Origin of the sequence: Shewanella sp. FJAT-51649 (assembly GCF_019457435.1) — a bacterium.
Classification (GTDB): domain Bacteria; phylum Pseudomonadota; class Gammaproteobacteria; order Enterobacterales; family Shewanellaceae; genus Shewanella; species Shewanella mangrovisoli.
Genome location: NZ_CP080411.1, coordinates 3,601,307 through 3,614,481, shown reverse-complemented (window position 1 = coordinate 3,614,481; position 13,175 = coordinate 3,601,307). Strand labels below are relative to the sequence as shown.

Genomic DNA, 13,175 nt, shown 5'->3' with positions numbered 1-13,175 from the left:
TTCCAGTGCTTACTCTGAAGTTTTTTTATCGAATAGAATATTGTTACTTTTGATTGATGTTAAAAAGGCATCCCGAAGGATGCCTTTTAATTGTATCAAACTTGTTAATTAAGTTTTGAATTAACGAGTCCAAACCCAATTTTCAATTTCAACAGGGTCAACACCGTTTGCTTTAATATAGTTGCGATGATCAACCAGTCGTTGCAGCATATCGGTCGTGATTGAAACGTGCTTAGTTTCATCAATGACGCCTTGCTGGAATAGTTTGTAAGCCATATCAATAACAAGGTGATAGCGAGAAGTGCCATTGCGAACACCCATATCAAATGGTGTTGTTGTTGAACCTTCTTCCTCATAACCTTTAATTCTGAAACGGCGACTTCCTTTGTAGTCAAAAATTAACTTTTTGATCGTATTTGGATAACCGTGATAGTTAAATACTACCCCTTTATCTTGGGTAAATATTTCATCCATCATCCATGGTTTTTCTTTAAATTTACGGCTACCTAAGCCATCACTGCTTAATTCGGTCACGCTGACAAAACGAATTCTGACCCTTGGTAACAGTTCACGAATAATCACTAAAGAGGCCATACATTCTTGAGTGACATAATCACCACAACCTGCAAGCACGATATCTGGATTTTCATCTGAAGCAAAATCCCATACCATCACACCGTCTTTCGCTTGTTTACGTGCTTCTTCTAAGCTCAACCATTGTGGTAGTTCTTTTTTACCGGCAACTAGGATGTTTAGTTTGTCACGATCTGCAAAAGCGCGTTCGGTATAAACTAAGGTGCTGTTTGCATCAGCAGGTAAATAAGCAGAGATAATCTTTGGATGTTTTTCTAACATCGCACCGAGGAACGATGGGTTTTGATGCGAGTAACCGTTGTGATCCTGACGCTCTAATAGTGAAGAAAGTACCACGTTGCACGCAGGTAAAGGTTTGCGGAAATGCACCCCTTGGCTGGCGTAAACATATTTACAGTATTGGTCGGCCATTGAAGATACAACCTGTGAGAAAGACTCATAGGTTGGGAACATGCCGTGGCGACCCGTTACTGTGTAGCCATGTAACATACCAAATAGTAAGTTCTCAGAGAGTAACTCGAGCACGCGGCCATCACGAGTCATATCCTCGTCCCAACTTTCAATTGGCCATTGCCATGCGCGGTCGGTTTCTTCAAATACTGCTTGCAGTTGGTTTGAATAGGTTTCGTCTGGGCTAAAGATACGTAAGTTGCGTTGGTCACGGTTCAGTTTGAATGCATCACGCATCCATTGACCCATTTTCAACATAGAGTAACCACGGTGTCCACGTGGCACTTCTGGACCGTAGCTGAGTTTTTCGAGATCAGGATTGGATAACGATCTAACAACTTCACCACCATAAGTGAGATGTTGGCGACCACAAGCTAAATGCTTAGGTGGGATCAAGGAGCTAATATCTGCATCAAAAATCAGTTCACCCTGGCCATTGATTTGGTAAAGCTCTTGGAACTGATAGCTAGCCAACCAGCTATCCAGTGCGCTGAGGTGGCCTTTATCGGTCGCACATTTGTTGACGATAACTTGGTGCGATTCGCAGTTACCTTCTAATTTTGTACCATTATATTCGCTTACACCTGTCCAGCCTTTGGCGGTGCGCATTAAGATCACTGGCCAGCGAGGTTTGACAATATCTTCACCCTTGCGTGCGCGGGTTTGGATATCGTTGATCATGCTATAAGCGGTATCCATCGCGGTTGTCATTTGGACGTAGATATCTTCTTCCGCTTCGCTGTCGACAATAATGGGATGATAACCAAGACCGCGGAATTCAAGATCTAGCTCTTCATGGCTCATGCGTCCCATACGGGTTGGGCCTGAAATCTTATAGCCGTTGATATGTACTATAGGTAACACTGCACCGTTGGTGGCAGGGGAGACTAAACGGTTCGCATACCAAGAGGCTGCTAGAGGACCGGTTTCTGATTCACCGTCACCCACTAATACGGTTGCGATAAGATCAGGATTGTCTAATACCGCGCCCCAACCTACAGCTAACGAGTAACCTAATTCGCCCCCTTCAAGGATTTGACCGGGTGCTTCTGGGTTTGCGTGAGAAGGGTAACCATAGGCTGCCGAAAACTTCTTACAGATATCTTCGATACCGGTTTCATTATAAGGAATGGTTTCTGGATAAAAGTGGCTGAGTGAGCCTTCGATGAATAGGTTAGCTTGTACTGCGGGGAAACCATGGCCTGGGCCGACTAAGTAAATAAAAGGACGATTATGTTTTACAATGAGTCGGTTGACGTTGGCATAAACGAAGTTAATCCCTGGACAAGTCCCCCAGTGCCCTAACAGGCGAGGTTTAATGTCCGAATGCGCAAGTGGGCGCTTATGTAATACGTTTTGCTTTAGGTAAATCTGAGAGGTGGCGAGGAAGTTAGTGGCTCTTACATATTTTTTAAGAGCATTTATCTCATGTGTAGTCGTCATATTAAGCCTCACTAGAGCAGACGGAATTGAACTGTGTTGTGTTGGGATTACTATATTTGTAATTTTCTTACAAAAATGTGCCCTGCATCCAAATTTTAAAACTTGTGTTCGTCGTTAACGCATGTGGATTAAGTTTATTAAATTGTTAATTTAATATTAACAGTGACTTATCTAAGCTTTGCGAGTGTGAGGTTGTAGCTATTTAACGATGCAAACCTAGGCTTGATCACATGAGTAATTTCGAATACTGTGCTATTTTGCTGCGTTGAATTCGGTAGCCGTGATGTTGTAAATTCACGGAAGGATAATTTGAAAGAATAAATCTACCGATATTCTTACCTTTATTTGGAAGGATTCATTCACCACAAATGTTGCACCTCGCTAAGTATAGGTGGAGGCGGGCATTTGCTACGGGAAGAAGTAAAATAATATGTTAGAAACGATTGTAAACTTTTTGAACGCACTGCTCTGGGGCAAATTGCTCGTTTACGGATTGGTGGGTGCGGGGCTTTATTTCACCTTACGACTTGTATTTATTCAACTTACACACTTCAAGCACTCTCTAAAAGTCATGACCATGAGTCGCCAAGGCTGTGAAAGTGGTCTGTCTTCATTCCAAGTATTCTGTACGAGTATGGCCGCTCGGGTTGGTGCCGGAAACATGGCCGGTGTTGCCGTGGCGATTGGCGCTGCTGGACCTGGCGCTGTGTTCTGGATGTGGTTAATCGCCATGTTGGGTATGGCTACGGCTATGGTGGAGTCGACGCTTGCACAAGTATATAAGGTACGAGATACCAACGGTCAGTTTCGAGGAGGTCCTTCTTATTATATGGAGAAGGGACTTGGTCAAAGATGGATGGGGGTGTTGTTCGCTTTCTTCCTGATCATCGCCTTTGGTTTGGTGTTTAACGCGGTGCAAGCCAATACCATTACGGGTGCAATGGAGCGGGTGTTTGGCTTCAACCCGACCTATGTGGGTATCGGCTTAGTGTTAGCCAGTGGTTTTGTGATTGTCGGTGGCTTACGTAAAGTTGCGCGAGTGTCTGAGTTTATCGTGCCTATCATGGCACTGGCTTATATTCTGATTGCCTTTATTATCGTGCTGTTCAATTTAGATCAACTGCCAGCCATCATCAGCTTGATTGTAAAGAGTGCGTTCGGTTGGCAAGAGGCCGCCGCAGGTGGTGTTGCCTATACGGTCGCTCAGGCTATGCAAGCAGGTATTGCCCGTGGTTTGTTCTCAAACGAGGCGGGGATGGGCAGCGCGGCAAACGTGGCGGCGAGTGCCTCACCTAATCCTAATCATCCTGCATCCCAAGGTTTTGTGCAAATGATGGGAGTGTTTGTCGATACCATCGTTATCTGTACAGCAACTGCGGCGATTATTTTGCTTTCAGGCGATATCGGTTCTAGCGAAGATGGCATTCGTCTCACCATCAATGCGATGTCAAACCACGTAGGAGATTGGGGCGGCGCCTTTATTGCGATAGCCATCTTCCTATTCTGCTTTACCTCTATTATTGCTAACTATTCCTACGCCGAAACCAATGTGATGTTTTTAACGGGTAACAGCACTAAGGCGTTACCACTATTTCGTCTGTGTGTATTAGGCATGGTGATGTTTGGTGCTGTAGCCAAAATCAGCTTAGTGTGGAACTTAGCGGACGTGTCTATGGGACTGATGGCCACGGTCAATATCATAGCATTGCTGCTGTTATCTGGTTTGGCAATACGGGTTATCAACGATTACTGTGAACAATTGAAGAGTGGCAAAATGCCTGAGTTCGATCGCAGTAAGTTCCCCGAATTGATGGAACAACTCGATGACGGTATTTGGCAGGATAATAGTGCCAACGAGCAGGCGAAAACGCGTACAGAATCTGCGCTTAGTCGCTAAACTCAAGTTCACTGATTAGCGCTATCGGAAAAACCACGTCATCCGTACGTGGTTTTTTTATGCTTGTTCAGTATCATAGTGGCGTATTTTATTTGTTGGAGCGTGTTAATGTTGATTTTGGTTTCACCGGCGAAAACCCTAGATTTTGAGCAACCTCCCTTGACTCAAACCCACACTCGGCCCGATTTTTTAGCTTATAGCCAAGAGCTTATTCAAGTCTGCCAACGGTTAACCCCCAGTGACATAGCAACATTAATGAAGGTGAGCGATAACATCGCAGGTTTAAATGCCGCGCGTTTTGGGGAGTGGGCACCCGATTACAGCATTGATAATGCTAAGCAGGCGATTTTTGCTTTTAGAGGCGATGTTTACACGGGGTTTGATGCTGATACGTTGACACCCGAACAGCTCGAACGCAGCCAGTCACAGTTGCGTATTTTATCTGGGCTCTACGGTTTACTGCGCCCCTTGGATTTGATTTTACCTTACCGCTTAGAAATGGGGACGGCGCTTGCCAATCCTAAAGGTAAGAATCTCTACGATTTTTGGGGTAATACACTCACCGAAGCGGTCAATAATGCGGTCGCTGCGCAGGGGGATGACATCATTATCAACCTCGCATCCAATGAATATTTCAAGGCGATAAAACCAAAACAATTAGCAGGTCAATTAATCACCCCTGTCTTTAAAGATTTTAAAAATGGCCAATATAAAGTCATCAGTTTTTTTGCTAAAAAGGCAAGGGGAATGATGGCAAGATATATCATTGACCAGCAAGTGAGTTCGATTGAGGAATTAAAGGCGTTTGATGTGGCAGATTATTACTACAGTGAAGAATTGAGTAAACCGAATGAGCCAACATTCTTGCGTGAAGCGCAGTAACTCATAATGCGTTAAATAAAAAGAGCAGCCTAGGCTGCTCTTTTTATTTACGAAGGATGTGCTGGCGGAAGATTATTTCGACTCAGTACTAATCGGTGTTAACACTAAATTCGAGTTCGCCATGATATAGGCAAATTGTGCATATGCCGCCACATTTTGCGCGAGCGCCTTAGGATCGATTTTATCTAAGGTATCGTTAGGGGTATGGTGATAATCGAAGTAATCGTGGCCATCCTGTCTTAATGACGCAACAGGTACGCCTAATGCGGGCAACATAGAGACATCAGGGCCACCAGAGGCTTGATTATTACCAAGGGCGACACCGTTATATGTCATTGGCTTTATGCTCTCTTGGACTTGTGCAAAAACGCTATCATTTACCTTGGTATCGATTTGATAAATCGGGCCTGCGCCAAAATCCGATTCGGCAGCAATATAATGCAGAGGTAGCTCGGCTTTGTGTGCTTCAGCATAAGCTTTGCCTCCCACTAAGCCAATTTCTTCGGCAGCGTAAAGTACCACTCGTACAGTACGCGCAGGCTTTTGCGGAAGATCTTGAATATGTTTCGCCGCGGCAGTCACAATCGCAACGCCAGCGCCATCATCAATCGCCCCCGTCCCTTCATCCCAAGAATCTAAATGGGCGCCAATCAGCACGATTTCATTGGGTTTACTACTGCCAGTGACTTCTGCAATCACGTTATAAGAGGTATTCGTACCTAAATCCTTCGGTGACATATGCAGCTCGAGCACCGCATTAGGATCGCGTTTTAACATGGCATCGATTAAGTCGGCATCGGGATTTGACATCGCCGCCGCAGGGATTTTAGCGACTCCATCTTGATAACGCATCACGCCAGTATGCGCCATGCGGTCATGATCGGTGCCAATTGAGCGAATGACAATTGCAACGGCTCCCTTTTGTGCCGCAGCGACTGCGCCTTTTGAGCGGCCGCCGACACTTTTGCCATAACCTTCACCCGTGATGTGACGTTCTGTTTTTTGATCGATAAAGGCAATCTTGCCTTTTACATCATTAGGATTTGCCGCTTGCAGTGCCGCAAGGCTATCAAAACGAGCAATTTTAGCCTTAATACCTTCAATTGGCGTTGCAACACTACCGCCTAGGGCTGTGATCACTAAAGGTTGTTCCACTGGCGAGATAATCTTGGCTTTGGCTTCTCCACGTTCCCAAATAGGAACCTGCACTGGCTCTTTATAAACCTTATCAAACCCGAGGCTGGTTAACTTATTCATTGCCCAGTTCACGGCAATAATGTCTTTTGGGCTACCAGCAAGGCGCGGTCCAACTTCAACCGTAAGGGATTCGACGATGTCATATCCCAAAGAAGAAGCTAACGCGGTTTGCTGTAATTGCACGGGAATATCATTTTTTACGGGTGTTTCTACGTGGGTTTGACAAGCGCTCAAACCGCCAATAAATAGACCAGTTATCAATGTTGTTTGGTAGGATTTCATAGGTTTCCTTTATTTTTATTAAGCATGTCCCATTTTTGAAAACAATCTAGCAAAAAGTGTGCTTTATGTCCCGACTATATCTGTAAGGCAACGCTATATTAGCGCAGGGGTTAGTTTTAGGAGAAAAAGTGCGTAATGAATATTGAATTGATGCAGGAGCGAGCCGATCATGCCGTAGTGCTATTAAAAGCACTCGCAAACGAACGCCGTTTATTTATCCTTTGTTATTTATTGAACGAAGGTGAAATGTGCGTTGGCGAAATGAATAAAAAATTAGGCTTAAGTCAATCGGCACTATCACAACACCTTGCTTGGTTACGCAAAGATAATTTAGTAACCACACGCAAAGAAGCGCAAACCGTATTTTATTCGCTTAAGAGTGATGAAGTGCGTGAGATGATCCATTTACTGAACAATATTTATTGTCATTAATGGTAATCATCAGATATAAAAAAACCGGCAATTGCCGGTTTTTTATATTCACTAAGAAAATTAAGCAGCCAGTGCTTTGATCTTAGCGTTCAAACGAGCCTTATGACGGGCAGCTTTATTCTTGTGAATAAGACCTTTAGTCGCCATACGGTCAACGATTGGTTGTGCAGCAGCGAAAGCTTCAGTTGCTGTTTTGTGATCGCCAGCTTTGATAGCAGCGATTACTTTTTTAACGTATGTACGTAACATTGAGCGACGGCTGGCGTTGTGCTGACGACGCTTTTCAGATTGAAGCGCGCGCTTCTTTGCAGACTTGCTATTAGCCAAGGTGCAACTCCTAAAAACTGGATTTGATACTTTTAAAGGCCGAGGAATATGCCTGCATTTAGTCACTTTGTCAATGACTATGATTGAATAATCATCATAAAGATAAATTAATTCAACCCGCCTTGGCTATCTTCAACCCAACTCGTGTAATATGTGGCGCAATTCTAACAGCTATTGCCGCAGTGTGACAGAGCCTGAGTCGATTTTTTGAGATGAATCACCTAATCCATTCGATGTAGGTCTGGGGGACGTTTGAGTAAAAAATTATTGAAATCTGGCATGATTGTTAGTGCTATGACGTTGATTTCTCGTGTTTTAGGTTTGGTTCGAGATGTAGTTGTTGCCAATTTAATGGGGGCAGGGACAAGCGCCGACGTTTTTTTCTTCGCTAATAAAATTCCTAACTTTTTACGCCGATTATTTGCTGAAGGTGCTTTTGCTCAGGCATTTGTTCCCGTACTGACCGAATATCAAGAAAAAAATACATCGGATGAGACCCGAGAGTTACTCAGTAAAGTGGCGGGGACCTTAGGGCTGTTGGTGACCATTGTGACGCTTGTCGGTGTCATCGCATCCCCCGTATTGTCGGCCTTATTTGGTGGCGGCTGGTTTGTAGCTTGGCTTAACAATGAGCCCGATGGCGCTAAGTTTGAGCTGGCAACCGTTGTGCTTAAAATCACCTTCCCGTATCTGTGGTTTATCACCTTTACTGCGTTAGCGGGATCCATCCTTAATACCCGTGGTCGTTTTGCGGTATCAGCTTTTACCCCTGTATTCTTAAACGTCGCTATTATTGCGGCGGCAATGTTTTTTGCGCCGACGTCTTCCCAGCCTGAAATTACCTTGGCATGGGGGGTGTTCTGTGGCGGTTTAATTCAGTTTTTATTCCAGATTCCCTTCTTACTTAGAGAAAAGGCCTTAGTTAAACCATCATGGGGTTGGAAGCATCCAGGTGTGGTGAAGATCAGAACCTTGATGATCCCTGCGCTGTTTGGTGTGTCAGTTTCACAAATCAATCTATTATTCGATACTTTTATCGCCAGCTTCCTCATGACGGGCTCCATCAGCTGGCTTTACTATTCAGACCGCTTATTAGAATTTCCACTCGGTTTATTCGGTATTGCCATTGGCACCGTGATTTTACCAGCTTTATCTCGCAATCATGTGAATGCCGAAGGGGATGGCTTTGGTAAAACCATGGATTGGGGCATTAAGGCGATTCTTTTATTAGGATTACCCGCCATGATGGGGCTGATTGTGCTGGCCCAACCTATGTTGATGGTGCTGTTTATGCGCGGCGCCTTCTCTATCCAAGACGTCGAGATGGCATCCTACAGCTTGATGGCTTATGGCAGTGGTTTACTCAGCTTTATGCTTATCAAAGTGTTAGCGCCTGGATATTACTCACGCCAAGACACAAAGACTCCTGTGCGTTACGGCATTATCGCCATGATCACTAACATGGGCTTTAACCTCATTTTTGCGATTCCCTTTGGTTATGTTGGCTTAGCGATTGCGACATCGATGTCGGCTTTACTGAATGCGACCCTTTTATATCGCGGCCTACACAAAGCGGGTGTTTACCGAATTTCTAAGCCAACAGTGGTGTTTTTCCTTAAAGCCGTGGTTTCAACGGCCTTGATGGTGGTAGTCTTGTACTATTTCTTACCTACGCAATCCCAATGGTTGGAATGGCAGTTAGTTGGGCGTGCTAAGGCTTTGATTGGTTTGATTGCTGTTGGCGCTATGACGTATTTACTTGGCTTATTGGCGTTAGGAATTCGTCCTTGGTCAATGAAACGGGGAGTTTGATTGCTGATTCTTATCGTTAGCTGTTATATAATCAGCCGATTTGCGCTTGGCAGTTGTCTAAAGTTATGGAATTAATCCGCGGTATACATAACATTTTGTCATCTCACCATGGCTGTGTGCTGACGATAGGTAATTTTGATGGCGTGCATCGCGGCCATGCACAGGTGATTGCTAATCTGGTGCAAAAGGCCAAACAGCTCTCGCTACCGTCGACTGTGATGACATTTGAACCTCAACCACAGGAGTTATTCCGTGGTGAGAATGCGCCCGCGCGTCTGAGTCTATTGCGGGATAAAATCATCCTGCTCGATGAGTTAGGCGTTGAACGGTTAGTGTGTGTTAACTTCAATCGCGCCTTTGCCGATCAACCAGCGGAGCATTTCATCGAAGAACTGCTGGTGCGCAAGCTCGGGGTAAAATACCTTGTCGTTGGCGATGACTTTTGCTTCGGTCAAGGCCGAAAAGGCAATTTTGAAATGCTGATGCAGGCGGGAGCTCGTTATGGCTTTACCGTGGTTAGCACCCAGAGTTTTATGGTGGGCTCGCAACGTGTGAGTTCGACCGCGGTAAGAGAACAATTGGCTAAAGGAAACCTAGAGCAGGCGAGACGCCTACTCGGTCATCCCTTTACCTTAAGCGGCCGCGTGGCCCATGGCCAAAAAATTGGTCGAACCATAGGTTTTCCTACCGCTAATATCGCCCTCAAGCGCAATGTAGTGCCGGTGCGCGGGGTGTTTGCGGTGAAACTCTATTGGGAAGATAGCGATATTTATGAAGGGGTTGCCAACATTGGTTTCCGCCCGACCGTAAATGGTCAAGTTTGTCAGCTTGAGGTGCATCTTTTTGATTTTGAAGGTGACATTTATGGCAAGCATGTTGAGGTTGAGTTAGTGGCAAAACTTCGTGATGAACAACCCTTTGATTCATTGGATGCACTAAAACAACAGATTTTGAATGATGCAAATGAGGCCAGAGCTTTATTTGGTAACGATGCAGGCTGATATTTATCAGTTTAATTAACGGTATAGGATCAATGAGCGACTATAAATTTACTTTGAATTTGCCGGAAACTGAGTTTCCGATGCGTGGTAATTTGGCAAATCGCGAGCCAGAGATGTTAGAACGCTGGACGAAAGACGGTCTGTATCAGCAGATCCGTGATAGCCGAATTGGCCGCACACCTTTTATTTTGCATGACGGCCCACCGTATGCGAACGGCAGTATTCATATTGGTCACTCAGTAAACAAAATTCTTAAGGACATTATCGTTAAGTCAAAAACCATGGCTGGTTTTGACGCGCCATATGTTCCAGGTTGGGATTGCCATGGTCTGCCAATCGAACTAAAAGTGGAGCAAAAAGTCGGTAAGCCAGGTCAAAAGATTTCAGCAGCCGAATTCCGCGAAGAATGCCGTAAATATGCCGCCGAGCAAGTTGATGGCCAGCGCGCTGACTTTATTCGTTTAGGCGTATTAGGTGATTGGCAAAAGCCATATCTGACAATGGACTTTGCGACCGAAGCTAACATCGTTCGCTCGCTATCTAAGGTCATTGAAAACGGTCACCTACATAAAGGTGTTAAACCAGTTCACTGGTGTACTGACTGTGGTTCTGCGCTGGCTGAAGCCGAAGTTGAGTACGAAGATAAAACATCTCCTGCAATCGATGTGGCATTTACTGCGACCGATAGCAAAGATGTGGCCGCTAAGTTTGGTGTAAGCGATTACTCACATCCAGTATCTATGGTGATTTGGACTACTACACCTTGGACACTGCCTGCCAACCGCGCCTTATCTATCAGTCCTGAGCTTGATTACAGCTTGGTTGAATTTGTCAAAGATGGCGTGACGAAAGCCGTTATCCTAGCAGACGTCTTAGTTGAAGCCTGTATGACACGTTACGGCGCCGAGAGCCACAGCGTTTTAGGTAAAATCAAAGGCGCTGTACTAGAGTTGGTTCGCTTCCAGCACCCATTCTTAGCCTTTGATGTACCTGCGATTTTAGGCGACCACGTGACCACTGATGCCGGTACTGGCGTAGTTCACACTGCACCTGGTCACGGTCAAGACGACTTCGTTGTAGGTCAAAAATACGGCTTAGAAGTGGCAAACCCAGTTGGCGATAACGGTGTTTATAAGCCAGATACCGAGTTCTTCGCCGGTCAACACGTATTCAAAGCCAACGATAACGTGGTAGCTCTGCTGAAGGAAAAAGGCGCGCTATTACATCATGTTGCCTATCGTCACAGCTATCCACATTGCTGGCGCCACAAAACGCCAATTATCTTCCGTGCAACGCCGCAGTGGTTTATCTCTATGGATAACCATGGCCTGCGCAAAAATGCACTGAGCGAAATTGAACAGACGCAATGGATCCCTGATTGGGGCCAAAGCCGTATCGAGAAGATGGTTGAGAATCGCCCTGATTGGTGTATCTCACGTCAACGTACCTGGGGCGTGCCTATTACCCTGTTTGTACACCGCGAAACCGAAGAGCTGCACCCTGAAAGCGTCTCGTTAATGGCACGTGTTGCAAGCCGTATCGAGCAAGAGGGTATTCAAGCTTGGTGGGATCTCGATGCTGCAGAGCTATTAGGTGAAGAAGCCGACCAATACCGTAAAGTAACAGATACCTTAGACGTATGGTATGACTCAGGTTCTACCTTTGCATCGGTTGTGGCCGCTCGTCCTGAATTCCATGGCCATGGCGTTGATTTATATCTTGAAGGAAGCGACCAACACCGCGGCTGGTTTATGTCATCACTGATGATTTCTACCGCCATGACTGGTAAAGCACCTTACAAACAAGTTCTGACCCACGGCTTTACCGTTGATGGTAAAGGTCGCAAGATGTCGAAATCTATCGGTAACGTCATTGCGCCGCAGCAAGTCACTAACAAGTTAGGTGCAGACATTCTGCGTCTTTGGGTTGCTGCAACCGACTACAGCGGTGAAATGACGGTATCGGATGAAATCTTAAACCGTAGCGCCGATGCTTATCGCCGTATTCGTAACACCGCTCGTTTCTTACTGGCTAACCTTAATGGCTTCGATCCTGCTAAGGATTTAGTGGCTGTAGAAGATATGGTGGCGTTAGATCGTTGGGCGGTGCGCCGCGCGGCAGCTCTGCAGCAAGAAATTATCGAAGCTTACGAGCAATATAACTTCCATATCGTGACCCAAAAGCTGATGCAGTTCTGCTCGGTTGAGTTAGGTAGTTTCTATTTAGACATCATCAAAGACCGCCAGTACACCGCCAAGCAGGAAGGACATGCTCGCCGTAGCTGTCAGTCGGCACTGTTCCATATCGCCGAAGCTATGGTGCGTTGGATTGCGCCAATCTTAAGCTTTACAGCCGACGAAGTGTGGCAATTACTGCCAGGTCAACGCGATGCCTATGTCTTTACTCAAGAGTGGTATCAAGGCCTTCAATCGGTCACCTTAGACACTGACTTAAGCGATGCCTACTGGGAAAATCTGCTGACCGTTCGTAACGAAGTCAACAAAGTGATTGAGCAGGCTCGCCGTGATAAACGTATCGGCGGTTCATTAGAAGCGGAAGTGACTTTATTTGCCGATGCCGCATTAGCTGAGCAATTAACCCATATCGGTGACGAGCTTCGCTTCGTGTTGTTAACGTCAGAAGCTAAAGTGTTGCCATTGGCGGATGCGACAAGCGATGCAGTTGAGACTGAACTTGCTTCGTTAAAACTGATTGTTAGTGCGACACAAGCGCAAAAATGTGAACGTTGTTGGCACCATAGGGAAGAGGTTGGCACTATCGAAGCCCACTCGACTCTGTGTCATCGCTGTGTAACCAATATTGAAGGTGACGGCGAAGTTCGTCTGTTTGCGTAAAGG

At 45.6% G+C, this 13,175-nt stretch carries 9 protein-coding genes; 6 read left to right on the top strand and 3 right to left on the bottom strand.

The window, feature by feature from the left end:
- Nucleotides 1–120: 120 nt before the first annotated feature.
- Nucleotides 121–2,487 (bottom strand): phosphoketolase family protein, encoded by a 2,367-nt coding sequence (locus K0H59_RS15875; RefSeq protein WP_220053663.1) that lies wholly within the window; start codon nt 2,485–2,487, stop codon nt 121–123.
- A 430-nt stretch (nt 2,488–2,917) separates the two neighbouring features.
- Between K0H59_RS15875 and K0H59_RS15870 the strand changes: the two genes are divergently transcribed.
- Nucleotides 2,918–4,384, top strand: a complete 1,467-nt coding sequence (locus K0H59_RS15870) for a sodium:alanine symporter family protein (protein WP_220053662.1) — start codon at nt 2,918–2,920, stop codon at nt 4,382–4,384.
- A gap of 108 nt (nt 4,385–4,492) precedes the next feature.
- Nucleotides 4,493–5,266 carry a peroxide stress protein YaaA gene (yaaA, locus tag K0H59_RS15865; RefSeq protein WP_220053661.1) on the top strand — a complete coding sequence of 258 codons (774 nt, stop codon included), beginning with the start codon at nt 4,493–4,495 and terminating at the stop codon, nt 5,264–5,266.
- A 72-nt stretch (nt 5,267–5,338) separates the two neighbouring features.
- Here the strand turns inward: yaaA and K0H59_RS15860 are convergent, their stop codons facing one another.
- Entirely contained in the window at nt 5,339–6,745 is a 1,407-nt protein-coding gene (locus K0H59_RS15860) for a M28 family metallopeptidase (RefSeq protein ID WP_088210421.1), read from the bottom strand.
- 135 nt (nt 6,746–6,880) lie between these two features.
- On the opposite strand from K0H59_RS15860, the gene K0H59_RS15855 reads away from it, so the two are divergent.
- A complete protein-coding gene (locus tag K0H59_RS15855; RefSeq protein WP_006084975.1) occupies nt 6,881–7,177 on the top strand; it encodes a metalloregulator ArsR/SmtB family transcription factor in 297 nt (98 codons plus the stop codon).
- Nucleotides 7,178–7,237: 60 nt separating this feature from the next.
- Here K0H59_RS15855 and rpsT read toward each other — a convergent pair whose 3' ends face one another.
- A complete protein-coding gene (rpsT, locus tag K0H59_RS15850) occupies nt 7,238–7,504 on the bottom strand; it encodes a 30S ribosomal protein S20 (protein ID WP_011623708.1) in 267 nt (88 codons plus the stop codon).
- A 252-nt stretch (nt 7,505–7,756) separates the two neighbouring features.
- On the opposite strand from rpsT, the gene murJ reads away from it, so the two are divergent.
- The 3 genes from murJ (at nt 7,757) to ileS (ending at nt 13,172) form a co-directional block, all read left to right on the top strand.
- Nucleotides 7,757–9,316, top strand: coding sequence for a murein biosynthesis integral membrane protein MurJ (gene murJ / locus K0H59_RS15845; RefSeq protein ID WP_088210422.1), 1,560 nt, complete (start codon nt 7,757–7,759; stop codon nt 9,314–9,316).
- A gap of 65 nt (nt 9,317–9,381) precedes the next feature.
- Nucleotides 9,382–10,317 (top strand): bifunctional riboflavin kinase/FAD synthetase, encoded by a 936-nt coding sequence (gene ribF, locus K0H59_RS15840; protein WP_088210423.1) that lies wholly within the window; start codon nt 9,382–9,384, stop codon nt 10,315–10,317.
- Between the two features lie 32 nt (nt 10,318–10,349).
- Complete coding sequence (gene ileS, locus K0H59_RS15835; RefSeq protein ID WP_088210424.1) at nt 10,350–13,172, top strand: isoleucine--tRNA ligase; 2,823 nt, start codon at nt 10,350–10,352, stop codon at nt 13,170–13,172.
- The last annotated feature ends 3 nt before the right edge of the window (nt 13,173–13,175 follow it).

Coding starts and splice junctions, on each gene's coding strand:
- K0H59_RS15875 (WP_220053663.1), bottom strand. CDS start 2,487: ATGACGACTACACATGAGATAAATGCTCTTAAAAAATATGTAAGAGCC.
- K0H59_RS15870 (WP_220053662.1), top strand. CDS start 2,918: ATGTTAGAAACGATTGTAAACTTTTTGAACGCACTGCTCTGGGGCAAA.
- yaaA (WP_220053661.1), top strand. CDS start 4,493: ATGTTGATTTTGGTTTCACCGGCGAAAACCCTAGATTTTGAGCAACCT.
- K0H59_RS15860 (WP_088210421.1), bottom strand. CDS start 6,745: ATGAAATCCTACCAAACAACATTGATAACTGGTCTATTTATTGGCGGT.
- K0H59_RS15855 (WP_006084975.1), top strand. CDS start 6,881: ATGAATATTGAATTGATGCAGGAGCGAGCCGATCATGCCGTAGTGCTA.
- ribF (WP_088210423.1), top strand. CDS start 9,382: ATGGAATTAATCCGCGGTATACATAACATTTTGTCATCTCACCATGGC.
- ileS (WP_088210424.1), top strand. CDS start 10,350: ATGAGCGACTATAAATTTACTTTGAATTTGCCGGAAACTGAGTTTCCG.